The following is a 16,250-nucleotide window of genomic DNA, read 5'->3' as shown; positions in this document are numbered from 1 at the left end:
GGAATTTCAGTTGCCTTATTCCAATTTAGACCCTGGCTGACGGCTGACAAGTCGCCGCAGACGCACTATCTCGTGACATCATACACGCCGCATCTCGCGACGGCATACACGCCTCCGGTGCAAAATCGGGGCCAATCGGGACGGAACGATGGCAGAAGCCGAAATTCAGCGAACCGGGGACGCGGCCGGACTAGCGGCGCTGATATCGCGTGCAGCCGGCCAGACGGGCGACGGCAAGCGCGGATTGCCGCCCGTGGAGCGCTGGAATCCGCCATTCTGCGGCGATATCGACATGGAAATCCGCGCCGACGGCACTTGGTTCTATCTCGGCACGCCGATTGGCCGGCAGCCGCTGGTGCGGCTGTTCTCCACAGTTTTGCGCAAGGACGAGGACGGCGTCACCTATCTGGTGACGCCTGTGGAAAAGGTGGCGATCCGCATCGTCGACGCCCCTTTCCTTGCCGTCGAAATGAGCGTCACGGAGAAAGACGGCGTGCAGGTGCTGACCTTTCGCACAAATGTCGGCGATGTTGTCGAGGCGGGGCCGGAACACACCTTGCGTTTCGTCATCCACGGCGACAATCGCGAGCTGAAACCTTATCTACATGTGCGCGGCCGGCTGGAAGCGCTGGTGTCTCGACCCGTCATGTATGATCTCGTCGACCTCGGCGAAACTCTAATGGTCGACGGCGTCGAGATGTTCTGCGTACGGTCGGGCGGCTCGGTCTTCCCGATCATGCCGGCTGGCGAACTGGAAGCGCTGTCGCGATGAACGGGCATCCCTATTCCGCTGACGAATTTCGCCGCCGGGCGCTGACCCAGATGGGCGGACCGGTGGAAAGCTCCTGGCGGGAGCACGGCGATTTCCTGCTCAACCCCGGCATCGTTCCGCATCTCGAGACCCTGCATCTGAAGGATGCGGCGGTGCTGGTGCCGGTGGTCGACGACGGCGAGGATGCGCATGTCATCTTCACCCAGCGCACCGCCAGCCTGCGCAAGCATTCCGGCCAGGTGGCGTTTCCCGGCGGCGCGGTCGATCCCGAAGACCGGTCGATCGAGCTCGCCGCCCTTCGCGAGGCGCAGGAGGAGATCGGTCTCGATCCACGCTTTGTGGAAACGATCGGGCGGCTGCCGCATTACATGGCGTTGTCCGGCTTCAAGATCACGCCGGTTCTGGCGGTGGTGCAGCCGGGCTTCGAGCTGGTTCCCAACCCCGATGAAGTCGAAAGCGTCTTCGAAGTGCCGCTGTCGTTTCTGATGAACCCCGGCAACCATGGGCGCGGAAGCGGCCACTGGCAGGGCGAAGACCGGCATTTCTATCGCATGCCCTATGGCGACAGGAATATCTGGGGTATCACCGCCGGCATCGTCCGAATGCTTTATGAAAGGCTTTATGCATGACCTCGGTTGCCGGTGAGAGCTGGTTTTCAGCTCCATCCCTTCGCCGCGTCTTCGACGTCCTGAACGCCGAGGGCGGGGAGGTGCGCGTCGTAGGCGGCGCCGTGCGCAACAGCCTGATGGGCGTGCCCGTCGGCGATGTCGACATGGCCACCACCTGGCATCCGCAAGACGTGTCTGCCCGCGCGAAGGCTGCCGGTATCAAGGTGGTGCCGACGGGCATCGACCATGGCACGGTGACGCTGGTCATCGACGGAACGCCCTATGAGGTGACGACGCTGCGTCGCGACGTCGCGACCGACGGGCGCCGGGCGGAAGTGGCCTTCGGAACCGACTGGAAGGTGGATGCCGAACGGCGCGACTTCACCATTAACGCACTCTACGCGAATGACAAAGGCGAGGTCATCGACGGAGTCGGCGGTTTGGCCGATATCGAAAGCCGGACCCTGCGCTTTATCGGCAACGCGGCCGAGCGGGTGGCAGAAGACTATCTGCGCATTCTCCGTTTCTTCCGCTTCTTCGCTCATTACGGCAACGGGCGTCCCGATGCCGATGGCTTGAGGGCCTGCGCGCAGGCGCGTTCAAAACTGTCGACGCTTTCGGCAGAACGCGTGTGGGCGGAGACGAAGAAGCTGCTTTCGGCCGAGGACCCGGGCCGCGCGCTACTCTGGATGCGCCAGGCGGGCGTGTTGACCGAGATCCTGCCCGAGACCGAAAAATGGGGCATCGACGCCATTCCGGAACTGGTTGCCGCCGAGCGAGCATTCTCGTGGGTTGTCGATCCGCTGTTGCGCCTTGCGGCGATCGTGCCGCCGGACGCAGAGCGACTCGAAGCCATGGCCGCACGGTTGCGCCTGTCGAAGGCCGAGGCGGCCTATTTTGCGCGCTTTGCCACTGCACCGACGATACCAACCAAGACGGTCGACGCGGCGCTTGACCGGCTGCTCTACCGCCACGGTGCCGAGGGGATTTCCGTCCGGCTGCGGCTGGCGCTTGCCTCGGCCAGGCGCAAGTCCGAAAACGATCCGGCACTGCTGGCCGAGACCGCGTCCTTCCAGCGCCTCTTGACGCGAACCGAGGCATGGAAACGTCCGAGTTTCCCGCTGTCGGGTGCGGATGTGCTGAAGGCCGGCATCCCCGCCGGGCCGCGGGTCGGCGAAATTCTTGGCGAGTTGGAGACATTGTGGGTCGAACGCAACTTCAGCGTCGACCGGGCGAACCTCGTCGCAAGGCTCGAAGCGTTGGTGCCGCGCGCCTGAAGCGCGCGGCGTAGCTTTGCGAGAAAGCCGCAAATACGACCGTCCAGTGACCGCCTCTATGCACTACGGCAGTCACTTTTCCTGAGGACGCCGCCTAGCTAGGTTTGGGGTGAATTGTCGAATCTATCAACATGCGAAACTCGAGATAATCAACGAGCAACCCTGCTCGGCCACCTATCGCTATGAGCTGGATGTTCTCGAATGTCTTGAGCATCCCGCCAGGACCGCCTCCGGCTATCCAGCGTCCCTTGTTCGTCGTGAACTTGAGGTAGTCAATATATCCTCCAGATCTTACTTCCATGCTCGTGATAATTTCATCACTTGAAAGTACAAGCCGGGGTGTCTCAATTCCGCCCTGTCCGCCATTTCGGACGCCGTTGATATAAATTGCGTCTACAAAACTACCTGTTGAAAGGCCGATTTCTTTAATCTTTTGCTCTTGAAACGGCGCGCCGCCTTTCCCGCCAATGGGGTAGATTTTCTCCAAATATTCTACCATCTTCGATGCTCCAACTACCGTTAAATAACATTAAGTCGTTTCAACGAAGTAATAGTTGCTCGAATGGTGCCGATGAGTCTAGGAAAATCTATCTAAGGTTGCGTTTTTGTTGGATCAATCTCTCCGAATGCTAAGTCGGCTTGGCGCGGCCCGGTACACTTGACAGTCCTTTAGCGAAGCACCGCAAATTGCCTGGAATCGAGACGCAAAAGCGATACGCCGTACAAGGCGCACAACTCTTCTGGATTTCGGCAGGGGCCGGATGCAACAGTAAAATATGAGTGCCGAGAGGCTGCTACTTAGTCGGCCTCACAAGCGAAATGACCCTTGGCTTGGATGGCGCATCCAGCCATTCGATCCACTTGTCTCTTTCCTCGGTCGTATCGAAGAACCGCCAGAGCTTGTATTCTTCTTCGGTGGTCTGCAACATCTCGCCGATGGATACGAGTTCCAGGGGCAGCGTCACCTCATTGCCGTCGAAGCGAACGAAATAAATCCCTTCGGCAGCAAGACGAATAACTTGACCAGTGCCATAGCTCCCATCGGGGTCGTCGACCGTGAAGTACATGCCGGTCAAAGTGTCAAAAGCTTTGTCGTTCATAGGTTCCGAGTGCCAGTTAAAAGAATCCAGGGCATGAGACGTTCGCGCAGGCGGCCGGCAAACGCAAGTGATCACCACGACAGGCGAGGGCGACACGCCGCGTGCTGATCAGGAGGCTATAGAGCGTGAGGGCCGGGCGGGTCAAATCTCCTTCGCGCATTACCGCTCGTCCACGGGACAACAGAACGCGCGTTCCGGCGGTCCTAAGAGCTGGCAGGAGAACGTCGCAAATCCAGATCGGGTGGTCGCGATCGTTTTGTCTCTCGCACCAGTTCGTCGACAGGCACCTCTGGCGGGCGGCAACACGAGACGCGTCGCGGGTCTGTGTCGGTGTGAAACCCGCGCGCGTTCGGGCATCTGCAGCTTTGTCAGGCCGCCTTGGTCTCTTCGACGATGCGCGCCTTGATGTTGTCGATCATGTTTTCGCGGATCATGGTTTCGCCGTGGGCCTGGCGCATATGGTCCACCACGCGGCGAACGATTTCGGCGTCGTTATCGGCGCGGGTGTGCCATTCGCAACCCGGGACAAGAGAACCGCATTCAAACAGGCGCATGATGTTCCTCCTTCCGATGTGAGCTCAATGCAAGGGGCAGGTCACGCGCATCTCCTCCGCGCGTCACGGCTCCCAGCCTAACATCAACCCCTGGGCCGACCAAATTGTTCCAGCCTGCCGTGCGGCAAGAAACCGTTATAGACATGTCGGTCGATGGTGTTATGGGTTTGCGGTAACAAGAGACACAAAGGCCTTCTTTGCCCATGACCACTACCGTTCAATCGGAACTGATCGCCGCTATCCGCAATATTCCCGACTATCCGAAGCCGGGCGTCATGTTCCGCGACATCACCACGCTGCTCGGCAATCCCCGTGCGTTCCGCCGTGCGATCGACGAACTGGTGCATCCCTATGCCGGCACCAAGATCGACAAGATCGCCGGTATCGAGGCGCGCGGTTTCATTCTTGGCGGCGCCATCGCGCATCAGCTTTCCTCCGGATTCGTGCCGATCCGCAAGAAGGGCAAGCTGCCGCATGACACGGTGCGCATCGCCTACAGCCTCGAATACGGCGTCGACGAGATGGAGATGCACAAGGATGCGCTCAAGCCGGGCGAGAAGGTCATTCTGGTCGACGACCTGATCGCCACCGGCGGCACGGCCGAAGCCGCCGTCAAGCTGTTGAAGCAGATGGGCGCCGATATCGTTGCGGCCTGTTTCGTCATCGACCTGCCGGAACTCGGCGGCCGCAAGAAGCTAGAAGCGCTCGGCGTCAACGTCCGCACGCTGATTGAATTCGACGGCCACTGAGGGCCCGCGTCCTCAGGCGCGATTGATCGTCGGCAGCATCAGTTGCACTTCGCGCTGCGTTGCCGGTGTCAGTGTTTCGACCTCCCTCCGCCAGAAGGCGTCGGCCTCCGGCGGCTCGGCTTCCCAGCTTCGGATCGAGGTTTCGTTATCGTCGATGGCCACGCGCCGGTGGCCGCCGAGGCGAAGGTATTCCTCCGCCAGTTCGCGGACATGGGTCTTTTCCATAGATTGCCCTCCGGTTCTCCCTGTCAAAGCTCCGCTAAACCAGGGCCTATCGGCAACTGGCGTGAAGCTTGGAAGGTCCGAACGGATTTTACGCCCAAATCGTTCCTGACTTAAGGAATTAGATTGTTGTCCGCGCGTGGCACCGTCGGCAATCGTGGCGATCTATACGAACTCGATGACCTTGCTCTCGAAGCGGATCACTGCTTCGCCGTGCTGGTTTTCGCCTTCGCACAGAATGGTGTTGATCCGCCAGCCGGGCCGCGAGGCGAGCGCGCGGCTTTCGAGGAACGTCACGGCATAGGTCACGGTGTCGCCGGCATAGACCGGCTTCAGCCATCTGAGATCCCTGAAACCGGGCGAGGGGCCGAGCCTTGGCGCCTGCAGGCCTTCGGCGGCAAGCCGACGCTGCTCGTCCTTCCAGAACCGGACGAAGCACTGCATCCAGCCGGCGGATGTGTGCCAGCCGGAGGCGCAGAGGCCGCCGAACAGCGAATGCCGGGCTTCTTCGGCGTCGAGATGGAAGGGTTGCGGATCGAAATCGCGCGCGAAGCGGACGATATCCTCCGCCGAAAACGTCAGGCTGCCGATGACGGTCCTGCGGCCGGTGGCGTAAAACTCCTCCATCGTCATCATCAGTGTTGGACCTTGTCGCGGCAGCGGAAGAGCACGGAACATTCGGAAACCGCCACCGGTTCGCCGGCCTGGTTGACGATTTCGTTGCGGAACTTGACGATGCCGAGGCCGGGCTTGGACTTCGAGCGGCGGGCCTCCAGAACTTGGCTGAAACCTGTGAGCGTGTCGCCGGCAATGACCGGCTTCTTCCAGTCCATGAAGTCGATACCGGGCGAGCCTTGCGACGAGGACTGGCCCATGAAGGCATCGAGCATCATGCGCATGCCGACAGCGCTGGTGTGCCAGCCGGAGGCCGAGAGGCCACCGAGGATGCTGCGCCTACCGGCTTCCTCGTCGAGATGCATCGGCTGCGGATCGAATTCACGCGCAAAGGCGATCATATCGGAAGGTTTCATTTCGACCGGTTTGTAGTCGAAGCGTCGCCCTTCGGAAAAATCCTCGAAATACAACATGCTGCGTTGTCCCGTCTGATTTGCTGCCGCTCTACGTACTGCATAATTTCTCAAATCGGAATCGCTTTGAGCAAGGTTTGAAGCGTGGGCTCTCATGCCAAGTGATCGGCCGCAGCAAGGAATTTCCAGGTTGCGCGTGCCGCATGTTCATGCAACCACCTGTTTTGGAAATGCAACGATGCGCGTTTGATTGAGGATGCTCGTGACCGAACTGAACAGAGCGCTTGCAGGCGCCGCCGAAAAAGGGATCATCTCTGCCCATCAGGTGAGCGATCTCGAAGCCTATCTGGCCGATCGGGGCATAATTTTCGGGCCGACGGCGCCGGATGCCGCAGCGGAGCGGGACGATGCCGCTCTCGACGCGCGCGCGGCCGAAGACAGCGAGCAGCCACGGTTCATCCGGGGATTTCACGACATCCTGATCACGATCGGTGTCGTCGTCGTGCTGATCGGTCTTTGGGGCCTGGGTGGCCCGTTCTTGACGCTGCCGGTCATTCTGGTCCTTGCCGAGATCCTGGTGCGGCGCCAGCGGCTGGCGCTGCCGTCGGTGGCGCTGACGGTTGCTCTCGTGCATTGGGTCGGGATTACGGCACTGTGGTTCGTCAGCGAGCATGAGGATGCCTGGAGGCCACTGGTCTTTGTGCTCGCGTTTCTATCAGCATTCCCGATCCCGCTCGGCCTGTTCTACTGGCGCTATCGCGTGCCACTGGCTCTGGCCGGCCTGATGGTGTCGGTCGCCCTCATCGGCGTGGTTGCGGCCCTTCTTGCCTTGGAGAAGAGCCTTGGGATCGACCTCGCCAATGAGAACCATTTCATGCTTCTCGCGCTCACCGTTCTTGTCGGCGCCTTGGGCGTCTTTGCGGTCGCGATGCGCTACGACGTTTCCGATCCGCAGCGCGTGACCACGCGCTCGGATACCGCGTTCTGGCTGCATCTGGCCGCAGCACCCGCGTTGCTCTACGGGCTGATCGCTCTGGTTTTCCTGTCGAGCGACGGTGCGACGTGGTGGGATGGGCAAGCCAGCCTTGGCCAGGCGGCCGCCGCCATTCTGATCGTGGCCCTGTTCATGCTGGTCGGGCTCGTCATCGACCGCCGAGCCTTCGTTACATCAGGGCTGTTGTCGCTGGGCGGGGCCGTCTGGACGATGCTCAACCAGACTGGAGCGTCGCTCGACAACTACGTGTTCGTCGCCTTCGCTGTGGTCGGCGTCACCGTGCTCGTCATCGGCATCTTCTGGCAGAAGCTGCGGCGCATCGTCGTCAGCCTGTTGCCGGAAACGATGACGGCGCGGTTGCATGCCGCGCCGTAATATCGGGTCTTCTATCGATCGTTCCTGAAGCGCCTCGGCGCGTCAGGCCGGGGGCCGTCACGCCGAATTGCTGTGCCCTTTGGGGCGACAAGCCTTACGTGTTGAAGCGGAAGTGGATGACGTCGCCGTCCTGGACGACGTATTCCTTGCCTTCGTCACGGGCCTTGCCGGCTTCCTTCGCACCGACTTCGCCGCCGAGCGCGATGTAGTCGTCAAACGCGATGGTGTTGGCGCGGATGAAGCCGCGTTCGAAGTCGGTGTGGATGACGCCGGCTGCCTGCGGTGCCTTGGTGCCGCGCTGGATCGTCCAGGCGCGCGTTTCCTTCGGACCGACGGTGAAGTAGGTGATGAGGTCGAGCAGCTTGTAGCCGGCGCGGATCAGGCGGTCGAGACCGGCTTCGTGCAGGCCGAGCGCGCTCAGGAATTCCTTGGCTTCCTCTTCCGGCAGCTGGGCCACCTCGGATTCGATCGCCGCCGAGATCACGACGCTTTCAGCGCCCTGCGCCTTGGCCATTTCGGCAACCGCACGCGTGTGTTCGTTGCCGTCGACGGCATCGCTTTCCGCGACGTTGCAGACGTAGAGCACCGGATGCGCGGTCAGCAGGTTGAGGCCCTGGAGGATGCGCAGCTCTTCGGCGTCGAGCTTGGCAAGCAGCGTGCGCACCGGCTTGCCGTCCTGCAGCAGCTTCAGCGAGGCTTCCATGATCGGCAGCTGAGCGACCGAATCCTTGTCCTTGCCGCCGGCGCGCTTGCGGGTCTGGTCGGTGCGGCGCTCGAGGCTGTCGAGGTCGGCGAGCATCAGCTCGGTCTCGATCGTCTCGGCATCGGCCACCGGGTTGATGCGGCCTTCGACGTGGGTGATGTCGTCATCCTCGAAGCAGCGCAACACGTGCACGACCGCATCCACTTCGCGGATGTTGGCGAGGAACTGGTTGCCGAGGCCTTCGCCCTTCGACGCGCCGCGCACCAGGCCGGCGATATCGACGAAGGAGATGCGCGTCGGGATGATTTCCTTCGACTTGGCAATGTCGGCCAGCTTGCGCATGCGGGGATCGGGAACCGCGACTTCGCCGGTGTTCGGCTCGATCGTGCAGAACGGATAGTTGGCAGCCTGAGCCGCCGCCGTCTTGGTGAGCGCGTTGAAGAGGGTGGACTTGCCGACGTTCGGCAGCCCGACAATACCGCATTTAAAGCCCATGGCTAAAACCTGTCGTTCTCGAATTCGTTGGGCGTGGCTATGGGATAAAGGAGCCGAACGGTCAAGCCTTCGCGCGGTTCGACGCGGCGAAGGAGCGGGCTTTTGCTTGATTGCCGGCGCTTAGCGTAGGATATTGAACGTCAGCGTCCCGGGGCCGCATGGCCGACTGCGACCGCCTTCCTGTCATCAACGGGTGGATTTCCGATGAGTGACGATGGTCTTGCTGCAAAACCGAAGCTGAAGCCGAAACCGAAACTGGAGCGGCCGAAGCTCTACAAGGTCATTCTCGTCAATGACGATTACACGCCGCGCGAATTTGTCGTGATGGTGCTGAAGGCGGTTTTCCATATGAGCGAAGAGGCGGGCTACCGGGTGATGATGACGGCGCACAAGCTCGGCGTTTCCGTCGTCGTCGTCTGCGTGCGCGATATCGCCGAGACCAAAGCCAAGGAGGCGACCGATCTTGCCAAGGATGCCGGCTTCCCGCTGATGTTCATGACCGAGCCGGAGGAATGACGGCCAGGGGGGACGGTCAGGGGCGGCGGATCTGATAACCGGTCTTGTCCTGCCGGAAGCCGCAGTTCTCGTAGAAGCGCAGCGTCGCCGGATCCTTCGATCCGGTCAGCAGCATCACCTTGTAGCAGCCGGCCGCCCAGGCCGTGGCGAAGGCGTGTCTGATCAGCGCGCCAGCAAAACCGCGCCTGCGGAATGTGGAGGCTGTGACGACGTTTTCGATCAGGGCATAGGGTGCGCCGCCCCGCGTCAGGTTCGGTACGACCACCAACGTGACCGATGCGGCGGCGATATCGCCGGCAAGGCCGATGAAAATCGTCATGCCGGGATGGTCAAGGATCGCCGCGAAGCGGTCGGTGGCGACTGCTGTGTCCAGCGCCGGGTCGTCCGGGTTCAGCTCGCCATAAAGCGCAAGCAGTCCGGGCAGATCGACTGCCTGCGCGGCACGGATCGAGAAGGGCGCAGGCGACACGGTTCAGTCGCCCTTCGGGCCGAACAGCTTCTTCAGCATGTCGGCCATCGGGCCGCTTGTCGGCAGCTTCTTCGGCTGGGCCGAATTGCGCGCCTGATGGATATGGGATTGAGCGCCCGGCTTCTTCTGGGCCTGCGGCTTGTCCTCGTCCGCCTTGCCGCCGGTGGCAAGTGCGATCTTGTTGAGGATCTGCGAGTCCTCGCCGCGCACCAGCATGTCGGCATTGTCGGCGATGGCGTCGAGGAGCGGCACCAGCCAGGTCTGATCCACCTTGGCAAAATCGCCAAGCACATGGGCGTGGACGAGATCTTTGACGCCAGGGTGGCCGATGCCGAGCCGCAGGCGACGATACTCCTTGCCGCAGTGGGCATCGATCGACTTGATGCCGTTGTGGCCACCGTGACCGCCGCCGACCTTGATGCGCGCTTTCGCCGCCGGCAGATCCAGCTCGTCATAGATGACGGTGATGTCCTTCGGCGCGAGCTTGTAGAAGCGCATGGCCTCGCCGACCGCCTCGCCTGAGAGGTTCATGAAGGTCTGCGGCTTCATCAGCAGCACGCGCTCTCCGCCGATCTCGCCTTCGGCGATCTCGGACTTGAACTTCTTCGACCAGGAGGAAAAATTGTGGCGGCGATGGATGACGTCGACGGCCATGAAACCGATATTGTGGCGGTTTGAGGCATATTTCGAACCTGGATTGCCAAGTCCTGCGATGATCAGCATGTCGTTACGCTCCGTCGGGCTTTCCCCGCTTCACGACCGCGAAACGCTGCCGGAGTCAATCCTTATTTCGTCGCCTGCACGCTTCCGCTCGGCCGCAGGCCGTAGCGATCGAAGATCGCATCCTGGGTGCCGTTGCCGATCAGGCGGTCGAGTTCGCGCTGCATCTTCTCGACCGTTTGCTTGTCCATGTCGCGGTGGCAGGCGATGCCGTAGTATTTTCCTTCCAGCATCAGCGCCGCCTCGACGGGCTTGCCTTCTGAGCGCATGCTTTCGAAGGTCTTTTCCGACGTCATCATCAGATCGATGCGGCCGGCGATCAGCTTTTTCAGCGTCGAGTCCAGGTTGGTCGCATAGTCGATCTTCTGAAAGCCGTGTTCCACGAGGTAGGTGGCGGAGAAATCTTCCCGTTGGGTGCCGATGGTGAACCGCTTTGCCGCATCGATGGTATCGGGGGCGATGTCCGATCCCTTGCGCCGGACCATGATCATGTGGTCGACGAGCAGCGGCTGCACCCATTGAAACCGCTTCTCGCGCTCGGCGTTGAGGCCGGTGGTGAAGACGCAATGGGACGCATCGGTTTCAGCCAGCATGTAGGCTCGCGCCCAGGGCAGGACCTCGATCGTATAGGGGAGTTTGAGTGCGTCCATGATTGCCGCTACCTGCTCGACCGAGGAGCCGTTGGCACCGCTCGGGGTCGAGAAGTTGTAGGGCGGGTATTCCTCGGTGACGAATTTGATCGTCTGCGCTTCGGCGGCAGTGGACAGGCCGAGGAAGAATGCCAGTATCAGCTCTTTCACGCCCTGCTCCTTTGCGCCAGTGTCCGGCCGCTATCGTTGAGTGTTTGCTTTGACTTCGGAGTCGCTCTCCAGCATGGCCAGCATCTTGCCGATCGGCATGGGGCGGCTGAAAAGATAACCCTGCCCACAATCCACACCAAGCTTGCGCAGGAGTTGCCATTGCTCCTGGGTCTCGATGCCTTCGGCGACGACGGTGCAGCCCATCTGATGCGAGATCGTTCGGATGCCCTTGATCAGCATCCGGCTCTTGCGGCGGACATCGGCTGTGCCTGAACTGAGCGAGCGCGTGAAGGACTGGTCCACCTTGACGATATCGACGGGGAAACGGTTGAGATAGCTCAGCGACGAGTAGCCCGTTCCGAAGTCGTCAAGCGCAATCCGGCAGCCGAATTCGTTGAGCTGCTTCAGCACGCCATGCACTTCGGGATTGTCGAGCATCAGCACCGCTTCGGTGATTTCGATGACGATCCGGTTCGGTGAAATGTGGTGCTTGAGGAGCAGGGCGGCGAGCTTGTGCGGCAGCGTCAGCTCGAACTGCAGCGGCGAGAAATTTACGGCAAGATAGGTGTTCTGCGTGCCGTCGAGGGCGGAGATATCAGCCAGATGCCGGATCGCCTTTTCCAGAATGCAGTCGCCGATGCGGGCGATCGTCCCGGTTTCCTCGGCAATGCCGATAATCTTGCCGGGCGGCATGATGCCTTTTTCCGGATGATTGAGGCGCATCAGCGCCTCGAAGCCGGCGATCTGGCCATCGCTAAGGCTGACGATCGGCTGCAGCCAGGCCTCGAAGTGATCGTCCTTGAGGCCGGCTTCAATGCACTGCTCGATCTCGTGGCGCTCGCGCGCCGTATCGAGCATGCTGGCGTCGAACACCTGCAGGCCGTTCTTGCCGTCATGCTTGCGGGCATACATCGCCATGTCGGCCTTGAGCAGCAGGTCGGAGGCGTTTTCGGCGTGCTCCGGATAAACGGAGATGCCGACGCTGGCGCTGACGAACAGTTCGTTGCCGGCAATGTGCATGGGTTCGCGCAGCGCATTGACGATGCGCTCGCCGATTTCGCTGGCGAGTGCCGCGACATCCAGGTCCGAGACCAGGATTGCAAACTCGTCGCCGCCGAGTCGGGACATGATGTCGTCAGGGCGCAGGGTGGCGCGGATCAACTCGACGGTCTGGCGCAGAACCTCGTCGCCCGCCGCATGGCCGAAATTGTCGTTGATCCACTTGAAGCGGTCGAGATCGATGAACAGGCAGCCGACCTGGATGCCGGAGGCATCGGCAGTCACGATCGCTTCGTCGAGCGCTGCCTCGAAGCCCTGGCGGTTGAGAAGTCCGGTCAGGTGATCGGTGATCGCCTGGGCATGGTTGCGGCTTTCGGCCTGCTTGAGGGCGGTGACGTCGGTCATGACCGACAGCGACAGGTCGCCATCGCCGGTCGTTTCCGTCTCCAGGATCAGCACGGTCATGAACTCGCCGTCCGCCTTGCGGAAGGGGACGGTGACCTCGCAGATGTTGTGGTCGCCGACGGCGATTGCCTTGGCATGGCTGCGATAGGTCTCGTGCCAGTGCGGATCGATGAAATCGGTGAAGTTCTCGCCGATCACCTGTTCGCGGGCATAGCCGGTCGCCAGCAGCCAGTAATCGCTGACGGCGCAGAGGCGATTGTCGGTATCGAGCGAAAACAGCATGGCCGGGGTGAGGTTGTAGATGTCGGTGGCGCGCTCATGGGCGCTCTTCAGCTCCATCGACTCCCGCTCCAGCCGGTCCTGCATCTCGTTGAAGTTGGCGGCAAGCGCTCCCATTTCGTCGTCCGCGGTCCAGTCGACGCGGTGGCGCGAGCCCAGGCGCCGCGTTGCCTCGATAGCGGCCGTGAGGCGCATCAAAGGACGGATGACGGTGAAGCGGTTGCCGATGAGCGCGGCGGCAAAAACGGTGGCGACGGCAATGAGCAGGATGGCGAGGATCGCCAGCTCGTCCTTGCTGAACTGCGACAGCAGACCGGGTGTCGGCGCGCGCACTTCGAGACTGCCGATTTCCTTGGTGCCGTCGATTGCATCGTAGGATACGGGTGTTTTCAGCGTGCGGCTGTCGCTATCGACGCCGAGGCCGCCGGAGGGCATCTGCGCGAGGATCGAGCCGGAATTGTCGCGGATGGTGACGGCCAGAATATCGGTGTCGTTCATCAGCGAGCGGGCGATGCGCTTGATGCCGTCGCTGTCAAAATCCCAGATCGGCTTGCCGAGCGCCTCGGCGCTTGCGCCCATCAGCAGCTCGATGTTGTGCAGGCGCTCCCGTGCGACGCGTTCACTGGAGATACTGAGGAAAAGCACGAAGAGTGGGGCAACGAAAACCAGCATCGCACCGCATACAATCGCAATAAATCGGTTTTCGACGGAATGCATCATTGGACGCATCCCCCAGGCGTTGCCACTCGTGTCATTTCTTATTCTCTTTAGACGCTTGCTTACAAATTCCCCGCTGCAAGAACATCATCAAAACCTTAAATGTTGCTGAAATTGCTACATTACAATTCGTGAGGAGGCGCGATCGATTGTATGGGAGCGACAGCGCCGCAACCGGCAGGTTCAACGCAAAAGGCCCGCCCCGGTTGCCGGGACGGGCCTTTCAATGGGTATCGCAGGGGCCGGCAAATGCCGGCCGCCGTTCACCTTGCGGTGAATCAGGCTTCTGCTTCGCCTTCTTCTTCCTTCAGACCGCCAGCCGGAGCAGCGATCGTGGCAACCGTGAAGTCGCGGTCGGTGATAACCGGGGTCGCGCCCTTCGGCAGCTTGATGTTGGAGATGTGGATCGCGTCGCCGACCTTGTGACCCGAAAGGTCAACGGTCAGGAATTCCGGGATGTCGTCGGCAGCAACGGCCAGCTCGACTTCGTGGCGAACGATGTTGAGAACGCCGCCGGCCTTGAGGCCCGGGGACTTCTCTTCGTTGACGAAGTGAACCGGAACCTGAACGGTGACCTTGCTGTCCTTGGAGACGCGCAGGAAGTCAACGTGCATGGTGAAGTCGCGGACCGGATCCAGCTGGTAGTCCTTCGGCAGGACGCGGATCTTTTCGCCCTTGACGTCGATGACCGCAACGGTGGTCATGAAACCGCCGGCGTGGATCTTCATCGTCACGTCCTTGGTGGACAGAGCGATCGAAATGGGGGCCTGCTTGTCACCATAGATGACAGCCGGGATAAGACCGTTGCGACGAAGTTCACGGGAGGACCCCTTACCAACCCGTTCGCGCGTCTCGGCCTTGAGCTCATAAGATGCGTGGCTCATGGATAGACCTTTCTGTGTCTAATTCTGGAGAGTTCATCCGCAATGGCAGAAGAACCGAAGCCGCATGGGCTTCATCCGCGTTGCCTCCAAGGGTGTCTACGCGGACGGGCGGTGCATAGACGAGAACACCCGCAAATGCAAGCTTTGCCGCGGTTTTAAAGCATGTCGCGCAAAACTGTGCAGCGGTTTTGCGACAACGACCGCCACGAATTCAACCGGCGAAGGCGGCGCTCTTAAGCCTTTTTGCGTGTGAAGCGCGCAAGTGCCAGCATCAACCCGCCGGCGATCAGCCCCCAGAAGGCGCCGGAGATACCGCCGAAACTGACGCCTGAGGCCGTCACCAGAAAGGTGATCGCAGCGGCTTCACGCGTTCGGGCGTCGGTAAAGGCCGCCATGGCGGAGCCGGCAAAGGCGCCGACCAGCGCCAGACCGGCGACCGCCTCGATCAGGACCGACGGTGCGAGGCTGACAAAGGTGGTGACGGCGCCGGCGAGCAGGCCGAAGATGACATAGAAGATGCCGGCAATGATGGTCGACCAGTAGCGTCGCGCCGGATCCGGATGGCTGTCGGCGCCGGCGCCCATAGCGGCGGTGATCGCCGCAAGGTTGACGGCGTGGCCGCCGAAGGGGGCGCTCAGCATCGAAAACAGGCCTGTTGTCGCAAACAGCGGACCGGGCGTGGGGTCATAGCCATTGACCTTCATGACGGCGATGCCGGGAATGTTCTGCGACGCCATGGTGACGATGAACAGGGGCAGCGCGATGCTGATCATCGCCGGCGTCGTGAACGACGGCATGACGAACTCCGGCCGCGGAACCAGCGCTGAAGACAGCGCGCCCAAGGCATCGACAGGCATGTCGACACCGAAGGCAATGACGAGCACGAAGGCAAGCAGTGCTGCCGGCACCGCATAGAGCTTGTTGACGCTGCCGACGATGGCCCAGGCCAAGAGGATGGGCAGGCCGAACAGCGGATTGAAACCGATTGCCTTGACCGGGGCAAAGCAAAGGCTGAGCAGCACGCCGGCCAGCATGGCGTTGGCGAGTGCGGCCGGGATGGACGAGACCATGCGCCCCAATGGCTTCCAGAGACCGGCAACGACGATCAGCAGGCCGCAGACGAGGAAGGCGCCGACGGCGGCGTTGAAGCCACCCTCGACAACGCCGGAGCTGACGAGAAGGGCGGCGCCGGGCGTCGACCAGGCGATGCTGATCGGCAGCCGGGTGGCGGCGCTGAGGATGATGGCGCAGACGCCCATCGAGATCGACAGCGCCATCAGCCCGGAGGCGGCCTGTGCTTCCGTTGCGCCGACACCGCCAAGTCCATGCAGAACGACGGCAAACGAACTGGCGAAACCGACAAAGGCGATGAGCAGGCCCATGAACAGGCTCTGGAGCGAGAAGTCACGAAGCATGGCTGGCAACCGGTTGTTGTGAATGCGCGTCGGATGACGCTTGAACTCGCCTATCATATTCCGCCGACGTGTCGATACCGCCGGCGTGATGAACGCATCAAACGCGCTGATGCGGCATGGACGGTGGACCTTCGTCTTGCTGGACCTCCCGTCCAATCGATGCCTATAG

At 61.5% G+C, this 16,250-nt stretch carries 19 protein-coding genes; 6 read left to right on the top strand and 13 right to left on the bottom strand.

The window, feature by feature from the left end:
* The first annotated feature begins 148 nt into the window (after positions 1-148).
* The 3 genes from LPJGGPFB_RS16110 to LPJGGPFB_RS16100 are packed head-to-tail and all read left to right on the top strand — an operon-like array spanning position 149 to position 2,657.
* Complete coding sequence (locus LPJGGPFB_RS16110) at positions 149-772, top strand: DUF1285 domain-containing protein (RefSeq protein ID WP_173420818.1); 624 nt, start codon at positions 149-151, stop codon at positions 770-772.
* On the top strand, positions 769-1,401 hold the full coding sequence (locus tag LPJGGPFB_RS16105; protein WP_173420817.1) for a CoA pyrophosphatase: 633 nt from the start codon (positions 769-771) through the stop codon (positions 1,399-1,401). The genes LPJGGPFB_RS16110 and LPJGGPFB_RS16105 overlap by 4 nt, the downstream gene beginning before the upstream one ends.
* Complete coding sequence (locus tag LPJGGPFB_RS16100) at positions 1,398-2,657, top strand: CCA tRNA nucleotidyltransferase (protein ID WP_173420816.1); 1,260 nt, start codon at positions 1,398-1,400, stop codon at positions 2,655-2,657. The genes LPJGGPFB_RS16105 and LPJGGPFB_RS16100 overlap by 4 nt, the downstream gene beginning before the upstream one ends.
* 94 nt (positions 2,658-2,751) lie before the next feature.
* Here the strand turns inward: LPJGGPFB_RS16100 and LPJGGPFB_RS16095 are convergent, their stop codons facing one another.
* The 3 genes from LPJGGPFB_RS16095 to LPJGGPFB_RS16085 all read right to left on the bottom strand — a co-directional run bounded on the left by LPJGGPFB_RS16095 (position 2,752) and on the right by LPJGGPFB_RS16085 (position 4,311).
* A complete protein-coding gene (locus LPJGGPFB_RS16095) occupies positions 2,752-3,156 on the bottom strand; it encodes a jacalin-like lectin (RefSeq protein WP_173420815.1) in 405 nt (134 codons plus the stop codon).
* Between the two features lie 295 nt (positions 3,157-3,451).
* A complete protein-coding gene (locus LPJGGPFB_RS16090) occupies positions 3,452-3,757 on the bottom strand; it encodes a hypothetical protein (protein ID WP_115419607.1) in 306 nt (101 codons plus the stop codon).
* Between the two features lie 368 nt (positions 3,758-4,125).
* Positions 4,126-4,311, bottom strand: coding sequence for a DUF1059 domain-containing protein (locus tag LPJGGPFB_RS16085; protein ID WP_173420814.1), 186 nt, complete (start codon positions 4,309-4,311; stop codon positions 4,126-4,128).
* Positions 4,312-4,514: 203 nt separating this feature from the next.
* Here LPJGGPFB_RS16085 and LPJGGPFB_RS16080 point away from each other — a divergent pair, with 203 nt between their 5' ends.
* Complete coding sequence (locus LPJGGPFB_RS16080) at positions 4,515-5,060, top strand: adenine phosphoribosyltransferase (protein ID WP_173420813.1); 546 nt, start codon at positions 4,515-4,517, stop codon at positions 5,058-5,060.
* 12 nt (positions 5,061-5,072) lie between these two features.
* Here the strand turns inward: LPJGGPFB_RS16080 and LPJGGPFB_RS16075 are convergent, their stop codons facing one another.
* The 3 genes from LPJGGPFB_RS16075 to LPJGGPFB_RS16065 form a co-directional block, all read right to left on the bottom strand.
* A complete protein-coding gene (locus LPJGGPFB_RS16075) occupies positions 5,073-5,285 on the bottom strand; it encodes a hypothetical protein (protein WP_173420812.1) in 213 nt (70 codons plus the stop codon).
* Between the two features lie 162 nt (positions 5,286-5,447).
* Positions 5,448-5,918: a MaoC family dehydratase gene (locus tag LPJGGPFB_RS16070; protein WP_173420811.1), complete on the bottom strand. Its 471-nt coding sequence runs from the start codon at positions 5,916-5,918 to the stop codon at positions 5,448-5,450.
* On the bottom strand, positions 5,918-6,370 hold the full coding sequence (locus LPJGGPFB_RS16065) for a MaoC family dehydratase (RefSeq protein WP_173420810.1): 453 nt from the start codon (positions 6,368-6,370) through the stop codon (positions 5,918-5,920). Before LPJGGPFB_RS16065 ends, LPJGGPFB_RS16070 begins: the two co-directional genes overlap by 1 nt.
* Before the next feature lie 202 nt (positions 6,371-6,572).
* Here LPJGGPFB_RS16065 and LPJGGPFB_RS16060 point away from each other — a divergent pair, with 202 nt between their 5' ends.
* Complete coding sequence (locus tag LPJGGPFB_RS16060) at positions 6,573-7,679, top strand: hypothetical protein (RefSeq protein WP_345791028.1); 1,107 nt, start codon at positions 6,573-6,575, stop codon at positions 7,677-7,679.
* Between the two features lie 94 nt (positions 7,680-7,773).
* Here the strand turns inward: LPJGGPFB_RS16060 and ychF are convergent, their stop codons facing one another.
* Positions 7,774-8,877: a redox-regulated ATPase YchF gene (gene ychF / locus LPJGGPFB_RS16055; RefSeq protein WP_173420809.1), complete on the bottom strand. Its 1,104-nt coding sequence runs from the start codon at positions 8,875-8,877 to the stop codon at positions 7,774-7,776.
* A 204-nt stretch (positions 8,878-9,081) separates the two neighbouring features.
* On the opposite strand from ychF, the gene clpS reads away from it, so the two are divergent.
* Positions 9,082-9,393 carry an ATP-dependent Clp protease adapter ClpS gene (clpS, locus tag LPJGGPFB_RS16050; protein ID WP_173420808.1) on the top strand — a complete coding sequence of 104 codons (312 nt, stop codon included), beginning with the start codon at positions 9,082-9,084 and terminating at the stop codon, positions 9,391-9,393.
* A gap of 16 nt (positions 9,394-9,409) precedes the next feature.
* Here the strand turns inward: clpS and LPJGGPFB_RS16045 are convergent, their stop codons facing one another.
* The 6 genes from LPJGGPFB_RS16045 to LPJGGPFB_RS16020 all read right to left on the bottom strand — a co-directional run bounded on the left by LPJGGPFB_RS16045 (position 9,410) and on the right by LPJGGPFB_RS16020 (position 16,081).
* Positions 9,410-9,862, bottom strand: a complete 453-nt coding sequence (locus LPJGGPFB_RS16045; RefSeq protein ID WP_173420807.1) for a GNAT family N-acetyltransferase — start codon at positions 9,860-9,862, stop codon at positions 9,410-9,412.
* A 3-nt stretch (positions 9,863-9,865) separates the two neighbouring features.
* On the bottom strand, positions 9,866-10,585 hold the full coding sequence (gene pth, locus LPJGGPFB_RS16040) for an aminoacyl-tRNA hydrolase (protein ID WP_173420806.1): 720 nt from the start codon (positions 10,583-10,585) through the stop codon (positions 9,866-9,868).
* Between the two features lie 62 nt (positions 10,586-10,647).
* Positions 10,648-11,382 (bottom strand): transporter substrate-binding domain-containing protein, encoded by a 735-nt coding sequence (locus tag LPJGGPFB_RS16035; RefSeq protein ID WP_173420805.1) that lies wholly within the window; start codon positions 11,380-11,382, stop codon positions 10,648-10,650.
* 30 nt (positions 11,383-11,412) lie between these two features.
* Positions 11,413-13,785 carry a putative bifunctional diguanylate cyclase/phosphodiesterase gene (locus LPJGGPFB_RS16030; RefSeq protein ID WP_173420804.1) on the bottom strand — a complete coding sequence of 791 codons (2,373 nt, stop codon included), beginning with the start codon at positions 13,783-13,785 and terminating at the stop codon, positions 11,413-11,415.
* Positions 13,786-14,060: 275 nt separating this feature from the next.
* Positions 14,061-14,666 carry a 50S ribosomal protein L25/general stress protein Ctc gene (locus tag LPJGGPFB_RS16025; RefSeq protein ID WP_173420803.1) on the bottom strand — a complete coding sequence of 202 codons (606 nt, stop codon included), beginning with the start codon at positions 14,664-14,666 and terminating at the stop codon, positions 14,061-14,063.
* A gap of 233 nt (positions 14,667-14,899) precedes the next feature.
* The gene (locus LPJGGPFB_RS16020; protein WP_173420802.1) at positions 14,900-16,081 is read right to left on the bottom strand and encodes a benzoate/H(+) symporter BenE family transporter; all 1,182 of its coding nucleotides are present in this window, start codon (positions 16,079-16,081) and stop codon (positions 14,900-14,902) included.
* Between the last annotated feature and the right edge of the window lie 169 nt (positions 16,082-16,250).

This window comes from Ensifer adhaerens, from assembly GCF_013283195.1.
In the GTDB taxonomy this organism is placed as follows: Bacteria; Pseudomonadota; Alphaproteobacteria; order Rhizobiales; family Rhizobiaceae; genus Ensifer; species Ensifer adhaerens_G.
Note: the sequence above shows the minus strand (reverse complement) of the source record. Positions and strands in the feature narration are given on the sequence as shown.

Excerpts from the sequence above, each read along its gene's own strand:
- LPJGGPFB_RS16110 (WP_173420818.1), top strand. The coding sequence starts at position 149 with ATGGCAGAAGCCGAAATTCAGCGAACCGGGGACGCGGCCGGACTAGCG.
- LPJGGPFB_RS16105 (WP_173420817.1), top strand. The coding sequence starts at position 769 with ATGAACGGGCATCCCTATTCCGCTGACGAATTTCGCCGCCGGGCGCTG.
- LPJGGPFB_RS16100 (WP_173420816.1), top strand. The coding sequence starts at position 1,398 with ATGACCTCGGTTGCCGGTGAGAGCTGGTTTTCAGCTCCATCCCTTCGC.
- LPJGGPFB_RS16095 (WP_173420815.1), bottom strand. The coding sequence starts at position 3,156 with ATGGTAGAATATTTGGAGAAAATCTACCCCATTGGCGGGAAAGGCGGC.
- LPJGGPFB_RS16090 (WP_115419607.1), bottom strand. The coding sequence starts at position 3,757 with ATGAACGACAAAGCTTTTGACACTTTGACCGGCATGTACTTCACGGTC.
- LPJGGPFB_RS16085 (WP_173420814.1), bottom strand. The coding sequence starts at position 4,311 with ATGCGCCTGTTTGAATGCGGTTCTCTTGTCCCGGGTTGCGAATGGCAC.
- LPJGGPFB_RS16080 (WP_173420813.1), top strand. The coding sequence starts at position 4,515 with ATGACCACTACCGTTCAATCGGAACTGATCGCCGCTATCCGCAATATT.
- LPJGGPFB_RS16075 (WP_173420812.1), bottom strand. The coding sequence starts at position 5,285 with ATGGAAAAGACCCATGTCCGCGAACTGGCGGAGGAATACCTTCGCCTC.
- LPJGGPFB_RS16070 (WP_173420811.1), bottom strand. The coding sequence starts at position 5,918 with ATGATGACGATGGAGGAGTTTTACGCCACCGGCCGCAGGACCGTCATC.
- LPJGGPFB_RS16065 (WP_173420810.1), bottom strand. The coding sequence starts at position 6,370 with ATGTTGTATTTCGAGGATTTTTCCGAAGGGCGACGCTTCGACTACAAA.
- ychF (WP_173420809.1), bottom strand. The coding sequence starts at position 8,877 with ATGGGCTTTAAATGCGGTATTGTCGGGCTGCCGAACGTCGGCAAGTCC.
- clpS (WP_173420808.1), top strand. The coding sequence starts at position 9,082 with ATGAGTGACGATGGTCTTGCTGCAAAACCGAAGCTGAAGCCGAAACCG.
- pth (WP_173420806.1), bottom strand. The coding sequence starts at position 10,585 with ATGCTGATCATCGCAGGACTTGGCAATCCAGGTTCGAAATATGCCTCA.
- LPJGGPFB_RS16030 (WP_173420804.1), bottom strand. The coding sequence starts at position 13,785 with ATGATGCATTCCGTCGAAAACCGATTTATTGCGATTGTATGCGGTGCG.
- LPJGGPFB_RS16025 (WP_173420803.1), bottom strand. The coding sequence starts at position 14,666 with ATGAGCCACGCATCTTATGAGCTCAAGGCCGAGACGCGCGAACGGGTT.
- LPJGGPFB_RS16020 (WP_173420802.1), bottom strand. The coding sequence starts at position 16,081 with ATGCTTCGTGACTTCTCGCTCCAGAGCCTGTTCATGGGCCTGCTCATC.